This window comes from Citrobacter sp. C1, assembly GCF_014596895.2.
In the GTDB taxonomy this organism is placed as follows: Bacteria; Pseudomonadota; Gammaproteobacteria; order Enterobacterales; family Enterobacteriaceae; genus Citrobacter; species Citrobacter gillenii.
Map to the genome: position 1 here is coordinate 4,873,562 of NZ_CP115035.1, position 15,217 is coordinate 4,888,778.

Genomic DNA, 15,217 nt, shown 5'->3' on the forward strand with positions numbered 1-15,217 from the left:
CTAAATAAAGGCGTTAGATATTAATAATGAGTTAGAATGTGATGCGCCTCATTTTTAATTTGTTGTAGCACGCTACGCACAAATTGTATTTGTTGGATGGCATCATTTTTTTCTTTAATCAAACGTTCTTCGAGAAGTTCTGGCTCCGGTAGCGGTGTTTCGCTCATCTGGCGCCATGGGATCCAGGGGTTATCTCCTTCATTGTCGAAACGAAATGCCGGGGCGTAATAATCCACTTCTTCTTCCAGCCCGTAAGCCGTTACCTGCGGCTTCTCATCACCTAAGCAAATAAGTTTGGTCAGCAGATCTTTAAACGGCATATCCCCTTGACCCGAAGTACAGGCTTTATGGCCCAGTCCCGCATTCTCATTTACAATTAATGCATCTTTAATATGCACCTGGGTAATATGCGGAGACATTGTGTCTAACGCCGTCAACGGATGCTCATTGGCATTGATCATATTAGCAAAATCAAACAGTAAAGAGAGCGACTCCATATCACTGTTCTGAACTAACGATACCAATTCATGACTCTTTAAATCCTCATGCTGCTCTAAGGTAAAGGTCAGTCCGCTATCCTGATAGCAATCGCGCAAATATTTGATATCTTGCGTAATGATTGCAAGCACTTCTTGAAGATTACCTTCGTAGCGCGGGTAAAACCTCACCGAAGAGGCGCCTGTTTTTAATGCGATAGCGACAGCCTGGTCAATAGCTTTTTTATCAGAAGAACTGGTCTCGATATGCAGATCAAGCTGTAGCTGACGCGCTTTGTCGCCAAATGCTGACAGTGCTTCATCATTCATATTTTCAAGAGAATAGCGTTCACCATCAAGGACGTGGATTTTCACCCCACGCAGATTATTTTCACTGGCGATATCTAATAAATCATTCGGTAATATGCGTTCAACGCGCATATTCAAATGATAAGCATAAGCGTGAAGATAAAGAGGAAGATTATCTACCCGCGCCAGAATTTTATGTGCATTGTCTTTAGTGACCATAAACGTACCTACAAGTTAATGAAGAGATCAACTGCTTCAAATCGCCAATACTCAATATCTATTTGTACGATATTGCCATCGCTGTCAGCCCGGTGTTTTTCAATAAGAATGGCGGGCATTCCAGTCGAACCGCCAATAAACTTGCTAATGTCGCCGGCCATTCTGACAGGTTTAAAAGCCAGTTTTTTGATTACCGTTTCTTTTTTATATTCATTTTCCCATACCGAAGAAAATGACTGGCTTTCAAGCTGCTCAATAAATCCCGGAGCGACCTTCGGGTTGATAAACGTTTCATGATAGAAAACTTTATGCCCTTCCAGCGCTCCCCAGCCCGTTATCCGATACAGTTCATCAGACGGTGTTGCTGACACCAGAGGCGCGGCAACGTCCGGGTACTGAGAAACCCGGCTTTTCTCGATAAATCCCCAGGAAGGCTCTCTACCCTGCTCAAGCGCGGCGCGCTGAAAGCTTGCTGACAATTCCGGGCTGTAGTTAAAGCGTGCCTGGGTAACGAACCACCCTTTGCGATCCTTACGAAAGATTTTGGATTCAGACTCCAGGTTTAATAGCGCCTGACGTAACGTCATGCGCTTGATCCCCAGCAACTCTCCCAACTCCCTTTCCGAGGGCAGTTTTCCGCCTGGAGTGGTGATCCCATCTTTTAACCAACGATCTAACTTCTCTTTCGCATTCTCAACGGTCGACTGATTACTCGTCATTGCTTAATTCGCTTGGTTTAAACCAGATGGTTTAATCATACGCTGACGATGAAAAAGAAAGCAAACACCCGCGTTGAGCTTTAGAAAAATTTGTGACCAAGCTCTCTTAAGCCAGACATCTTGAGGGGAGAGTATTTCTTGAGGCAGGGAATCAACGTAATCCCGCCGGGGACCAGGGATTGCGGGCAAAAAAAAACCCCACCTCTTAAGGCAGGGTCTTGTCATTAAAGCGCGTTAATTAGTCTTCTTTCGGACCACGCATCGCACGTTTACGATCGTTTTCAGTCAGGTGACGTTTACGAATACGGATAGACGTTGGTGTTACTTCTACCAGTTCGTCGTCATCGATGAATTCCAGAGCCTGTTCCAGAGTCATTTTCTGAGCTGGAACCAGCGTGGTGGCTTCATCAGTACCGGAAGCACGCATGTTGGTCAGTTTCTTACCGGTCAGGCAGTTTACAGTCAGGTCGTTAGAACGACTGTGAATACCGATGATCTGGCCTTCATAAACTTCTGCGCCGTGACCCAGGAACAGCTTACCGCGGTCCTGCAGGCTGTACAGTGCAAACGCAACAGCTTTACCCTGACCATTAGAGATCAGCACGCCGTTCTGACGCTGGCCCACTTCGCCCGGACGAACATCGTCGTAATGGCTGAAGGTGGAGTACAGCAGACCGGTACCGGAGGTCATGGTCATGAATTCTGAACGGAAGCCGATCAGACCACGGCTTGGGATCACGTAGTCGAGACGTACGCGGCCTTTACCATCTGGATTCATGTTTTTCAGGTCGCCTTTACGCTCGCCCAGTGCCTGCATAACAGAACCCTGGTGCTGCTCTTCGACGTCCAGCGTTACGTTTTCGAATGGCTCTTGTTTACGGCCATCGATTTCGCGGAAGATAACTTTCGGACGGGAAACCGCCATCTCGAAACCTTCACGACGCATGTTTTCAATCAGAACGGACAGGTGCAGTTCACCACGACCAGACACGCGGAATGCGTCTGCATCCGGAGTCTCTTCAACACGCAGTGCAACGTTGTGTACCAGTTCTTTTTTCAGGCGGTCAAGGATCTGACGAGAAGTAACGTACTTACCTTCTTTACCGCAGAACGGAGAGGTGTTTACGTTGAAGAACATGGTCACAGTCGGCTCATCAACAGACAGCGCCGGCAGCGCTTCAACATTCTGCGGATCGCAGATGGTGTCGGAGATGTTCAGTTCGCCCAGACCAGTGATCGCGATGATGTCGCCCGCTTCTGCAACGTCGCTCTCGATACGCTCAAGACCCAGATGGGTCAGAACTTTACCGACTTTACCGTTGCGAGTTTTGCCTTCGCTATCAATGATAGTGATCTGCTGGTTCGGTTTAACTTTACCGCGCTTGATGCGACCGATGCCGATAACACCCACGTAGTTGTTGTAGTCCAGCTGAGAGATTTGCATCTGCAGCGGGCCATCAAGGTCAACGTTCGGAGCCGGTACACGGTCAACGATGGTCTGATACAGCGGGGTCATGTCTTCCGCCATATCTTCGTGATCCAGACCTGCGATACCGTTCAGCGCTGAAGCGTAAACGATCGGGAAGTCCAGCTGTTCGTCGGTCGCGTCGAGGTTAACGAACAGGTCGAATACCTGGTCAACAACCCAGTCAGGACGCGCGCCAGGACGGTCAACTTTGTTGATAACAACAATTGGCTTCAGGCCATGAGCAAAGGCTTTTTTGGTCACGAAGCGCGTCTGCGGCATCGGACCGTCCATTGCATCAACCACCAGCAGCACGGAGTCTACCATGGACATTACACGTTCAACTTCACCACCGAAGTCGGCGTGTCCCGGGGTATCAACGATGTTGATACGGTAGTCATTCCACTTGATAGCGGTGTTTTTAGCGAGGATGGTAATCCCACGCTCTTTCTCCAAATCGTTGGAGTCCATCACGCGCTCTTGGGTTTCGGCACGAGAGTCGAATGTACCGGATTGTTGGAGCAGCTTGTCTACCAGGGTGGTTTTACCATGGTCTACGTGCGCGATGATGGCGATGTTACGCAAATTTTCGATCACAACTTTGCCTCAGGCATTTTAGAAATAGCGCGTTATTGTACACGGATTAATCGCAGTACAAAACAGGATCACAAACATCCTCCGCAAACAAGTATTGCAGAGTTTCTTTGTGATCACATTCACGGAGCGTTAAAAGGGGTAATCTCATGTCAATTGCACCATTATAGTGCTTAATGTTCACAAAGAGGCACTATAATGGTGCAATACAACCTTCATGGTGCAACCCCTTTGCACGATGATGCGCATGATAACGCCTTTTGGGGGCAATTTAAAAGTTGGCACAGATTTCGCTTTATATTTTTTACGGCGACACGGCCAATTTTTGCAGAATTGAAGACCTCGTTACCACGACGACAATGACCAATCCGGGAGAGTAAGTATGTCCGCTGAACACGTTTTGACGATGCTGAACGAACACGAAGTGAAGTTTGTTGATTTGCGCTTCACTGACACTAAAGGTAAAGAACAGCACGTCACGATTCCTGCTCATCAGGTAAATGCCGAATTCTTTGAAGAAGGCAAAATGTTTGACGGCTCCTCAATCGGTGGCTGGAAAGGCATTAACGAATCAGACATGGTTCTGATGCCAGATGCTTCTACTGCACTCATTGACCCGTTCTTTGAAGAGTCTACTCTGATCATCCGTTGCGATATCCTGGAACCGGGTACGCTTCAGGGCTATGACCGCGACCCGCGCTCCATCGCAAAACGCGCTGAAGAATATCTGCGTGCTACCGGCATCGCAGACACCGTGCTGTTCGGGCCAGAGCCAGAATTCTTCCTGTTCGACGACATCCGTTTCGGCAGCTCTATTTCCGGTTCCCACGTCGCTATCGATGATATCGAAGGCGCATGGAACTCCTCCACCAAATATGAAGGTGGTAACAAAGGTCATCGTCCTGGCGTGAAAGGCGGTTACTTCCCTGTTCCTCCGGTCGATTCTTCCCAGGACATCCGTTCTACCATGTGTCTGGTCATGGAAGAGATGGGCCTTGTCGTTGAAGCGCATCACCACGAAGTGGCGACTGCGGGCCAGAACGAAATCGCTACCCGCTTTAACACTATGACCAAAAAAGCGGACGAAATTCAGATCTACAAATACGTCGTTCACAACGTCGCGCACCGCTTCGGTAAAACGGCGACCTTTATGCCAAAACCGATGTTCGGCGATAACGGTTCCGGTATGCACTGCCACATGTCCCTGTCCAAGAACGGTGTAAACCTGTTCTCCGGTGACAAGTATGCGGGTCTGTCTGAGCAGGCGCTGTTCTACATCGGTGGCGTTATCAAACACGCTAAAGCCATCAACGCCCTGGCGAACCCGACCACCAACTCCTACAAGCGTCTGGTCCCGGGTTACGAAGCACCGGTTATGCTGGCGTACTCTGCCCGTAACCGTTCTGCCTCTATCCGTATCCCAGTCGTTGCCTCTCCGAAAGCACGCCGTATTGAAGTGCGCTTCCCGGACCCGGCGGCTAACCCGTACCTGTGCTTTGCAGCACTGCTGATGGCTGGTCTTGATGGTATCAAGAACAAGATCCACCCGGGCGAAGCAATGGACAAAAACCTGTACGACCTGCCACCGGAAGAAGCAAAAGAGATCCCACAGGTTGCTGGCTCTCTGGAAGAAGCACTGAACGAACTGGATCTGGACCGCGAGTTCCTGACTGCAGGCGGCGTGTTCACCAATGAAGCGATCGATGCGTACATTACGCTGCGTCGCGAAGAAGATGACCGCGTGCGCATGACCCCGCACCCGGTAGAGTTTGAGTTGTACTACAGCGTTTAATCGTTTGAGTTGTACTTTCCAGATAAGGTCGCGTCACGCGCTGGCGCGATAACCTGGAATTGAGTTGCCGTGGAAACTTTCAGCCCATCACACGATGGGCTTTTTTCTCCGCCAACGAACTGATCCTTCGCGCTTTTTCTACGTGAAAGCTATAATGCACTAAATTGGTGCAACCTTTTTCAGGAGACTGCTGAATGGCAACCGGCACGCTGCCCGATGCTGGGCAGATCCTCAATTCGTTAATTAACAGCATTTTACTTGTCGACGATGAGCTGGCGGTGCATTACGCCAACCCCGCGGCACAGCAGCTGCTTGCCCAAAGTTCCCGCAAACTGTTTGGCACGCCGCTTTCTGAACTGCTGAGTTATTTCTCATTAAACATCGGGCTGATGCGAGAGAGCCTGGAAGCGGGTCAGGGCTTTACGGACAACGAAGTGACGCTGGTGATAGATAGCCACTCGCATATCCTCTCTGTGACCGCTCAGAGGCTGCCTGATGGCCTTATTCTGCTGGAGATGGCGCCCATGGATAACCAGCGCCGTCTGAGTCAGGAGCAGCTCCAGCATGCCCAGCAAATAGCCGCCCGCGATCTGGTACGTGGTCTGGCGCATGAAATTAAAAACCCGTTGGGTGGATTACGCGGTGCAGCACAACTGCTCAGTAAAGCGCTACCGGATCCAGCCCTCAAGGAATATACCCAAGTCATTATTGAGCAGGCAGACCGCCTGCGTAACCTGGTCGACCGCCTGCTGGGGCCGCAGCAACCCGGTATGCACATCACGGAAAGTATTCACAAGGTGGCAGAACGCGTTGTGGCACTGGTGTCGATGGAACTCCCGGAGAACGTCACGTTGATCCGCGATTACGACCCGAGTCTGCCAGAAATACTGCACGATCCTGACCAGATAGAACAGGTTCTGCTGAATATCGTGCGTAATGCGTTACAAGCGCTGGGGCCGGAAGGTGGCGAGATTATTCTGCGTACCCGCACCGCGTTTCAGCTCACATTGCACGGCATGCGTTACCGCCTGGCGGCGCGTATTGACGTTGAGGACAACGGTCCGGGTATTCCTCCACATTTACAGGATACGCTGTTCTACCCAATGGTCAGCGGTCGCGAGGGGGGAACCGGGCTGGGATTATCTATCGCCCGTAATTTGATTGATCAACATTCCGGCAAAATTGAATTTACCAGTTGGCCGGGTCATACCGAGTTCTCGGTTTACCTGCCTATCAGGAAATAGAGGTGACGTTTATGCAACGAGGAATAGTCTGGGTCGTTGATGACGATAGTTCCATCCGTTGGGTGCTTGAACGTGCGCTCGCAGGGGCAGGACTCAACTGCACCACATTTGAAAGCGGTAAAGAGGTACTGGACGCGCTCGCCAGTAAAACGCCGGACGTGCTGTTGTCGGATATCCGCATGCCGGGGATGGACGGCCTGACGCTGTTAAAACAAATTAAACAGCGTCATCCGATGCTTCCGGTCATCATCATGACCGCGCACTCCGATCTGGACGCCGCCGTCAGCGCCTACCAGCAAGGGGCGTTCGATTACCTGCCCAAGCCGTTTGATATTGACGAAGCTGTGGCGCTGGTTGAACGCGCCATAAGCCATTATCAGGAACAGCAGCAGCCGCGTAATGTTCAGATCAACGGCCCCACCACCGATATCATTGGTGAAGCCCCAGCAATGCAGGATGTCTTTCGCATAATTGGCCGGCTTTCCCGCTCTTCAATTAGCGTCTTGATCAACGGTGAGTCCGGGACCGGTAAAGAGTTGGTCGCTCATGCTCTCCACCGTCACAGCCCGCGTGCCAAATCGCCATTTATCGCCCTTAACATGGCGGCAATTCCGAAGGATTTAATCGAATCTGAACTGTTTGGCCACGAAAAAGGCGCCTTTACCGGCGCCAATACCATTCGTCAGGGACGCTTCGAGCAGGCGGATGGCGGCACGCTGTTTCTCGATGAGATTGGCGATATGCCGCTGGACGTGCAAACGCGATTGCTGCGTGTATTGGCCGACGGACAGTTTTACCGCGTCGGCGGCTATGCGCCGGTGAAGGTGGACGTGCGCATTATCGCGGCTACGCACCAGAATCTGGAACTGCGGGTACAGGAAGGCAAGTTCCGCGAGGACTTGTTCCACCGACTGAACGTCATTCGCGTTCATTTACCACCGCTGCGCGAGCGACGGGAAGACATCCCTCGCCTGGCGCGTCATTTCCTGCAGGAAGCCGCTCACGAGCTGGGTGTGGAAGCCAAGCAGTTACACCCTGAAACCGAGGCCGCACTGACGCGTCTGGCCTGGCCGGGTAACGTTCGTCAACTAGAGAACACTTGCCGCTGGTTAACCGTGATGGCCGCCGGGCAGGAAGTGCTGATTCAGGACCTGCCGGCTGAGCTATTTGAAGCAAGCGTTCCAGACGCGCCCTCACATATGCAGCCTGACAGCTGGGCAACACTGCTGGCACAATGGGCTGACCGGGCGCTACGCTCCGGTCATCAAAACTTACTCTCTGAAGCGCAGCCTGAAATGGAACGCACGCTGTTAACCACCGCGCTGCGCCATACTCAGGGCCATAAACAGGAAGCGGCGCGCTTACTCGGATGGGGGCGTAATACCCTGACACGTAAGTTAAAAGAGCTTGGCATGGAGTAAGGGATTTTCGCTGTGTAAAGATTGATAATTGAGCGCAAAGCGCTGCTATTTTGCGCTTTACTGTTCCGATGAGTTAAGTATGATCGTGCCCGGAAAACGGGGGAAGTCATCATGCTGGAATCAATTATTAATCTGCTGTCGAGCGGCTCGGTTGAAAGCCATACGCCGCAAACTGCGGTTGCCGCGGTGCTGTGTGCAGCGCTGGTTGGGCTGTTTAGCTAGCGGGTTTGTCGGGTGGCGCTTCGCTTACCCGACCTACATATTGAGATGTCGTAGACCCGGTAAGCGAAGTGCCACCGGGCAACGTCATTAGATGACCCGCGAGAACTGCTGCATCCGTGCTTTCTGGCGCAGGTACGCATCAAAGCACATGCAAATATTGCGGATCAGCAGACGACCTTTTGGCGTCACCTGAATCCCATTCTCATTCACATCCACCAGCCCATCTTTCGCCAGCGGAGCCAACAGCTTCAGGTCTTCAGCAAAATAGTCAGCAAAGTTCAGATCCCATTGCTGTTCTACGACGGCGTAGTCGAAGCGGAAGTTGCAGATCAGTAGTTTAATCACATCCCGGCGAATACAGTCATCTTGGGTCAGTGCAATACCGCGCCACAGCGCATTTCCCTGCTCATCCACCTGCTGATAATAGTGCTTCAGCTCTTTTTGGTTCTGCGCGTAGTTGTCGCCAATCATACTGATGGCGGAAACGCCCATGCCCAGCAGGTCGGTATCGCCCTGGGTGGTATAACCCTGGAAATTACGGTGCAGAACACCCTCGCGCTGGGCAATCGCCAGCTCGTCATCCGGGCGGGCAAAGTGATCCATCCCAATGAACTGATAACCTGTTTCGGTCAGCGAGGAGATGGTCTCCTGCAAAATATCCAGCTTCTGTTGTGGGCTGGGCAGGTCAGCATCTTTGATTTTACGCTGCGCGGCAAACAACGTTGGCAGGTGCGCATAGTTAAAGACACTCAGGCGGTCGGGATTGAGCTCAGCCACCCGCTTCAGGGTAAAGGCAAAGCTTTCCGGCGTCTGTTTTGGCAGACCATAGATGAGGTCAATGTTGGTCGAGGTAAAGCCAATCTCACGCGCACGATTAATCAGTGCAAAGATAAACTCCTCGTCCTGCTCACGGTTTACCAGGCGCTGAACTTCTTTATTGAAGTCCTGCACCCCCATGCTCAGGCGGTTAAAGCCTTCAGCACGTAAATGATCGAGCACATCGAGTTCGATTTCACGCGGATCAACTTCGATCGAGATTTCTGCATCCGCGTTAAAATCGAAGTTATCACGCAGCAGCGTCATTAAGCGGCTAATCTGCGTTTTATTCAGATAGGTTGGCGTACCGCCGCCCCAATGCAACTGGCTAACATGACGGCCAGCAAACAGCGGCGCGCGATGAATAATCTCTTGTTCTAAAACGTCCAGATATTGATCGGCCTTATGCTGCTGGCGGGTCACAATTTTGTTGCAGCCGCAGAAATAGCACAATTTATGGCAGAACGGGATATGGACGTACAAAGAGAGTGGACGTTCAGGGTAACGCGCTACGGCTTGCAGAAATGCTTCAGCACCGTAGTCTGCAGAAAACTCCAGCGCGGTCGGATACGAGGTGTATCGTGGCCCGGAATAGTTATATTTCTGGATCAGGGCCAGGTCCCAGTCGATTAGCTGCTCAGACATGCTCACTCCTTCCGATGGCGTTTCTGGCGGGTACGGCGTACCGGCTTACCCCCACTGCGAGTGATAAGCCGGTTGCGCAGCCACTTTTGGCGCCGCGACAATCGCTGTAGTTTAACGAATAACCACACCAGATAACATATAACCGGAAGGGTTATAAGCAGGACGGGAAGACCCACGGTACAAAACCGTTAGTTACCGCCCTTCAGCAGGCGCATCATGTCTTCCTGCTTTTCTTCTTCTTCGTCAATTTCTTCGTCATCATCGTAAGAGAGCCCCAGTTTCTGCATCAGCTCATCGATGCGATCCAGCTTGGCATCCACCCAGGACTGATCTTCAGCACTCAGGATCTCTCCCGCTTCAAGACGTTCCAGCAGCGCATCCAGGCGCTCATCCGTTTCCAGTAAATCCAACTCAGCCTGTGGTGAAAGCATAGGTTTCTCACTCTTCGGTTTGTGCTGTTTGGTGACTTTTTCAGTCACACCCAATGCAATGGGAGTTTTACTGCCAATACGAGGATCTTTGTGTTTGTTTTGGTTTCCGCCACCTGATGCACCGTCGCTGCCAGTCGCACGGCTGCCCGCCGCAAGACCACGGTGTTTTTTCTGACGCTTACGGTCGCGAGCTTCCAGGTTAATTTCTTCGCGTGTCTTACGACGCGCCTTTGCAGGACCTTTCCCGCGAGGTGTAGAAGTTGTTTTCATCATGATTCGTCTTTGGCTGTTTTTATTCAGTATATAATTGCGCCGGAATCTAGCAGAAATAAAGAAAAAAGGCGACAGAGTAATCTGTCGCCTTTTTTCCTGACTCTCAACCCTTAACGGGCCCTACAATCCCTGTCGGCTATCAACACACCCTGTTTTTCCCTTAGCCAGAAACATTCCGTGTTGTTTCCATTTCCTTTTACTAACGTCTCCGGACGTTTGTCTTCCTGACAATCCTGCGTCTTCGCCTCCTGGCGCTCCTGACCCTCATCCTGAGTCGTTTATCCTGTTAGCTCCCTTGCTATGGACGCTACTTTACTCTTTTGGGTAACACGCACAAGTAACCGACTTAACAGTTTCAGTTTTTCAGAATATTTCTTAATGGTAATTATATGATTTATTTAATTTATATTGTTATGCACTCTCTCATCTCGCATAAATACTATCGGCAATGTCTCACAAAGCCCGCGCTTTTAACTTACATAACCCGTGCGTCGAAAAATCCGCCTTTTGCTGGTGTTCAGGTATAATCGCTGCAAAGCCTTGATTGATGGAGACGACCACGTTGACTAACTTGAATTATCAACAGACGCATTTTGTGATGAGTGCGCCTGATATTCGCCATTTACCTTCCGATACAGGAATTGAAGTGGCTTTTGCTGGCCGTTCCAACGCAGGCAAATCCAGCGCACTAAATACCCTGACAAATCAAAAGGGTCTGGCACGTACATCTAAAACGCCGGGCCGTACTCAGCTCATCAACTTGTTTGAAGTGGTTGACGGTAAACGTCTGGTTGATTTGCCGGGGTACGGGTATGCAGAAGTTCCGGAAGAGATGAAGCGCAAATGGCAGCGCGCGCTGGCAGAATATCTGGAGAAACGTCAAAGCCTGCAAGGTTTAGTCGTACTGATGGATATTCGCCATCCACTGAAAGATCTCGATCAGCAGATGATTTTGTGGGCCGTAGAGAGCAACGTCCAGGTGCTGGTATTACTGACCAAAGCGGACAAACTGGCCAGCGGCGCACGCAAAGCACAGTTGAATATGGTGCGTGAAGCAGTGCTAGCGTTTAATGGCGATGTACAGGTAGAAGCATTCTCATCGCTGAAAAAGCTGGGTGTGGATAAACTGCGTCAGAAACTGGATACCTGGTTTAGCGAACTGGCGCCTATTGAAGAGATGCAGGACGGGGAATAACCTACCGATATGCCGGATGGCGCCGCTGCGCGTCTTATCCGGCCTACAGCATGTGCGAAACCTTTCTTTCGCACAATAAAAAACGCCCCAGTCATTACTGACTGGGGCGGCTAAAATATTCAGCCAAATCCGATTACGTGAAGTAAAAGGTCTGAAAGATAGAACATCTTACCTCTGTACCCTACGAGAATAACTTTACTCTTTTTTGAGCAGCGCAGAAAGCACTTTTTGTAATTTTTTTTCACTCCCGGCATAGGAAATTTTAATGGTCATCACAAAAAGCGCTAACTTATGTTGCTTAGTTACGAAAAGAGCGTGTTATTCAGCAAACCCTTAGTGCGCTTGATCCCAGTTTTCACCGCTTCCGACTTCCACCAGCAACGGCACATCAATTCGCGTTCCGTTCTCCATCAGCTGATGGATTTTTTTCGAGACGCTATCGAGATCATCTTTGTGCACTTCAAACACCAGTTCATCATGTACCTGCATGATCATACGTACGCGAGGCTGTTCGGTTTGCAGCCAGCCGTCTACGGCAATCATAGCGCGCTTAATAATGTCCGCAGCGGTGCCTTGCATCGGGGCGTTAATCGCCGCACGTTCCGCACCTGCACGACGCGCACCATTACTGGATTTGATATCCGGTAAATAGAGGCGACGTCCTTCCAGCGTTTCAACGTACCCTTGCTCTTTTGCCTGCGCACGCGTGCGTTCCATATATTCCAGTACGCCCGGGTAGCGTTCGAAATAGAGATCCATGTACTTCTGTGCTTCTTTGCGTGGAATATTGAGCTGGCGTGCAAGACCGAAGGCGCTCATCCCGTAGATCAGACCAAAGTTGATGGCCTTCGCGCTGCGGCGCTGTTCACTGGTCACGGAATCAAGAGGTAAGCCAAAGACCTCTGCAGCCGTGGCGCGGTGAATGTCTTTTCCTTCGGCAAAGGCGGTAAGCAGCCCCTTATCACGCGAGAGGTGCGCCATAATGCGTAGCTCAATCTGCGAGTAGTCCGCCGAGACAATGACATAATCTTCTGGTGCAATAAATGCCTGGCGAATACGGCGTCCTTCCTCATTACGCACCGGAATATTTTGCAGGTTAGGATCGGTAGAAGACAAACGCCCGGTCGCCGTAACGGCCTGATGATAAGAGGTATGCACACGGCCAGTTTTAGGGTTGATCATCAGCGGAAGTTTATCTGTATAAGTGGACTTCAATTTTGCCAGCCCACGATATTCCAGAATCACCTTCGGCAGCGGATAATCCAGCGCTAACTCTTCCAGCACCTCTTCTGACGTTGACGGCGCGCCGCCCGGCGTTTTCTTCAGCGGCTTGATGCCCTGCTTTTCAAACAGAATGGTTTGCAGCTGTTTAGTGGAAGAGAGGTTAAAGGCTTCCCCGGCAATCTCGTGCGCTTTTTGCTCCAGCTCGTTCAAACGCAGCGTCAGCTCTGCTGAATGCTTGTGCAACACGGCAGGGTCGATTTTTACACCGTTGCGCTCGATGCGGGACAGGACCGGGACCAACGGCATATCGATATTCTCGAAGACGTTTAGCGGTCCTTTATGTTTTTGCAGCTCTGGCCACATTTTCAGATGCAGCTGTAGCGTGACGTCGGCGTCCTCCGCGGCATAACGACCAGCTTCTTCCAGCGCAATCTGGTTAAAGGTCAGTTGGTTTTTACCTTTCCCGGCGATCTCTTCGAAGGTGATCGTTTTATGTTTCAGCCAGCGGTCAGACAGGCTGTCCATATCGTGTCGCCCGGCAACGCTGTTAAGAATGTAGGATTCGAGCATGGTATCAAAGACGATACCGCGCAGTTCGATACCGTAGTTCGCCAGGATGCCACGGTCATACTTCAGGTTTTGCCCAACTTTATGCGCTTTTTCGTCTTCCAGTAGCGGCTTCAGCAGCGTCAGTGCCCGATCACGGGAAATTTGGTCAGGGGCATCCAGGTAGTCATGCGCGACAGGAACATACGCCGCCACACCCGGTTCAATAGCGAAAGAGAGTCCCACCAGATTCGCGGAGATATTGTCCAGGCTGTCGGTTTCGGTATCAAAAGCAAAGACCGGCGCTTTTTTCAGCTTCGCAATCCACGCTTCCAGCGTCGTCTCGTCCAGAATCGTCACATAGTTATCGTATGAGAGAACCGTGGCGGGCTCCTCAGGCGTTTCATCAATAACGATGGTTTCCTGTGGTTTTGCCGCAGGTTTTGTGCCTTTTGCCTGCAGCCATTTCCCGGCTTCAACGTCGGTGACCCAACGTTTGAACTCATATTGTTTGAACAGATTTAACAGCTCGTCCGCTGCAGGTTGTCGTACTTCCAGCTGCTCGCAGGTTAATTCCAGCTCGACATCCGTTTTGATGGTTGCCAGCTTATAAGAGAGGTAAGCCACCTCTTTATTCTGCTCGAGCTTGCCAGCCATGGTTTTTGCGCCACGGAAAGTCAGGCCCGCTATTTTTTCTGATTCAGCATAGAGCGTGTCCAGCCCACCCAGCCCCTGGAGTAACGCCTGAGCCGTCTTTTCACCCACGCCCGGCACGCCAGGAATGTTATCAGAAGAGTCGCCCATCAGCGCCAGGAAGTCGATAATCAGTTCCGGCGGCACGCCATACTTATTTACCACCTCATCCGGGCCGAGGATCGTATTGGTCATGGTGTTGATGAGGGTGATATTCGGCGTCACCAGCTGAGCCATGTCTTTATCACCGGTACTGATCAGCACCGGACGGCCAATTTGCTCTGCTTCACGCGCCAGCGTACCGATAACGTCGTCCGCTTCTACGCCTGAAACAGCCAGCAGGGGTAACCCCATGGCTTTTACCATCGCGTGCAGCGGTTCAATCTGCGAGCGTAGATCGTCTGGCATCGGCGGACGATGCGATTTGTAGTGCTCGAATAATTCATCACGGAAGGTTTTACCCTTGGCGTCGAATACCACCGCCGCATGCGTCGGCTTATATTGCAAAATCAAGCTACGCAGCATGTTGAGGACACCGTACATCGCGCCCGTAGGCTCTCCTGCGCTGTTGGTCAGCGGTGGGAACGCATGGTATGCGCGATACAGGTAAGATGAGCCATCTACAAGGATAAGTGGGTTTTCTGGGATCTGAACCATAATGTCCATGCCTGTTTATCAGATTATGGGTAAAGGATGCCACAGACAGGATGAAAACATGAGTTTTTCGCCGCATTTGTCGAAAAACTTTTGTAGATCTTCTGCGTTGTTCGCAATGTGAGCTGTGGATAAGTTTGTGAATAAATAATTTTCAGCCCTTTAAATACAGCAAGATAATTTATGAATCATAATAATTCTGCATATTTTTCATTATGTTATTTCATGACGCAGAATTTTATATCATCTTTTCAGCTTATAGCTGGATGTGGATAGATA

Annotated in this window: 11 protein-coding genes and 1 pseudogene; 5 read left to right on the top strand and 7 right to left on the bottom strand. The window is 50.8% G+C overall.

Going from position 1 to position 15,217, the window contains the following annotated elements; all coding sequences use genetic code 11:
* Positions 1–20: 20 nt before the first annotated feature.
* The 3 genes from IB214_RS23300 to typA all read right to left on the bottom strand — a co-directional run bounded on the left by IB214_RS23300 (position 21) and on the right by typA (position 3,785).
* Positions 21–1,004 (bottom strand): TIM barrel protein, encoded by a 984-nt coding sequence (locus IB214_RS23300; protein ID WP_096758880.1) that lies wholly within the window; start codon positions 1,002–1,004, stop codon positions 21–23.
* A gap of 8 nt (positions 1,005–1,012) precedes the next feature.
* The gene (locus tag IB214_RS23305) at positions 1,013–1,723 is read right to left on the bottom strand and encodes a GntR family transcriptional regulator (protein ID WP_096758881.1); all 711 of its coding nucleotides are present in this window, start codon (positions 1,721–1,723) and stop codon (positions 1,013–1,015) included.
* A gap of 238 nt (positions 1,724–1,961) precedes the next feature.
* A complete protein-coding gene (gene typA, locus IB214_RS23310) occupies positions 1,962–3,785 on the bottom strand; it encodes a ribosome-dependent GTPase TypA (protein ID WP_115259820.1) in 1,824 nt (607 codons plus the stop codon).
* Positions 3,786–4,164: 379 nt separating this feature from the next.
* Between typA and glnA the strand changes: the two genes are divergently transcribed.
* The 4 genes from glnA (at position 4,165) to IB214_RS23330 (ending at position 8,461) form a co-directional block, all read left to right on the top strand.
* On the top strand, positions 4,165–5,574 hold the full coding sequence (glnA, locus tag IB214_RS23315) for a glutamate--ammonia ligase (RefSeq protein WP_096758883.1): 1,410 nt from the start codon (positions 4,165–4,167) through the stop codon (positions 5,572–5,574).
* A gap of 194 nt (positions 5,575–5,768) precedes the next feature.
* Positions 5,769–6,818 (top strand): nitrogen regulation protein NR(II), encoded by a 1,050-nt coding sequence (gene glnL / locus IB214_RS23320; protein ID WP_115259821.1) that lies wholly within the window; start codon positions 5,769–5,771, stop codon positions 6,816–6,818.
* Positions 6,819–6,829: 11 nt separating this feature from the next.
* Entirely contained in the window at positions 6,830–8,239 is a 1,410-nt protein-coding gene (gene glnG, locus IB214_RS23325) for a nitrogen regulation protein NR(I) (protein ID WP_115260010.1), read from the top strand.
* Between the two features lie 111 nt (positions 8,240–8,350).
* Entirely contained in the window at positions 8,351–8,461 is a 111-nt protein-coding gene (locus tag IB214_RS23330; RefSeq protein WP_096758886.1) for a YshB family small membrane protein, read from the top strand.
* 87 nt (positions 8,462–8,548) lie between these two features.
* Here IB214_RS23330 and hemN read toward each other — a convergent pair whose 3' ends face one another.
* From hemN to IB214_RS23345, 3 genes and pseudogenes are all read right to left on the bottom strand, one after another.
* Complete coding sequence (hemN, locus tag IB214_RS23335) at positions 8,549–9,922, bottom strand: oxygen-independent coproporphyrinogen III oxidase (protein ID WP_117343632.1); 1,374 nt, start codon at positions 9,920–9,922, stop codon at positions 8,549–8,551.
* A 188-nt stretch (positions 9,923–10,110) separates the two neighbouring features.
* The gene (gene yihI, locus IB214_RS23340) at positions 10,111–10,626 is read right to left on the bottom strand and encodes a Der GTPase-activating protein YihI (RefSeq protein WP_096758888.1); all 516 of its coding nucleotides are present in this window, start codon (positions 10,624–10,626) and stop codon (positions 10,111–10,113) included.
* Positions 10,627–10,736: 110 nt separating this feature from the next.
* Positions 10,737–10,961: pseudogene (locus IB214_RS23345) on the bottom strand (hypothetical protein).
* A gap of 227 nt (positions 10,962–11,188) precedes the next feature.
* Here IB214_RS23345 and yihA point away from each other — a divergent pair.
* Positions 11,189–11,821 carry a ribosome biogenesis GTP-binding protein YihA/YsxC gene (yihA, locus tag IB214_RS23350; RefSeq protein ID WP_096759489.1) on the top strand — a complete coding sequence of 211 codons (633 nt, stop codon included), beginning with the start codon at positions 11,189–11,191 and terminating at the stop codon, positions 11,819–11,821.
* A gap of 333 nt (positions 11,822–12,154) precedes the next feature.
* Here yihA and polA read toward each other — a convergent pair whose 3' ends face one another.
* A complete protein-coding gene (gene polA, locus IB214_RS23355) occupies positions 12,155–14,941 on the bottom strand; it encodes a DNA polymerase I (protein ID WP_117343631.1) in 2,787 nt (928 codons plus the stop codon).
* Positions 14,942–15,217: the final 276 nt, after the last annotated feature.

What these genes read in the sequence shown, in the direction of transcription:
- IB214_RS23300 (WP_096758880.1), bottom strand. Translation starts at nt 1,004, where the DNA reads ATGGTCACTAAAGACAATGCACATAAAATTCTGGCGCGGGTAGATAAT.
- IB214_RS23305 (WP_096758881.1), bottom strand. Translation starts at nt 1,723, where the DNA reads ATGACGAGTAATCAGTCGACCGTTGAGAATGCGAAAGAGAAGTTAGAT.
- glnA (WP_096758883.1), top strand. Translation starts at nt 4,165, where the DNA reads ATGTCCGCTGAACACGTTTTGACGATGCTGAACGAACACGAAGTGAAG.
- glnL (WP_115259821.1), top strand. Translation starts at nt 5,769, where the DNA reads ATGGCAACCGGCACGCTGCCCGATGCTGGGCAGATCCTCAATTCGTTA.
- glnG (WP_115260010.1), top strand. Translation starts at nt 6,830, where the DNA reads ATGCAACGAGGAATAGTCTGGGTCGTTGATGACGATAGTTCCATCCGT.
- IB214_RS23330 (WP_096758886.1), top strand. Translation starts at nt 8,351, where the DNA reads ATGCTGGAATCAATTATTAATCTGCTGTCGAGCGGCTCGGTTGAAAGC.
- hemN (WP_117343632.1), bottom strand. Translation starts at nt 9,922, where the DNA reads ATGTCTGAGCAGCTAATCGACTGGGACCTGGCCCTGATCCAGAAATAT.
- yihI (WP_096758888.1), bottom strand. Translation starts at nt 10,626, where the DNA reads ATGATGAAAACAACTTCTACACCTCGCGGGAAAGGTCCTGCAAAGGCG.
- polA (WP_117343631.1), bottom strand. Translation starts at nt 14,941, where the DNA reads ATGGTTCAGATCCCAGAAAACCCACTTATCCTTGTAGATGGCTCATCT.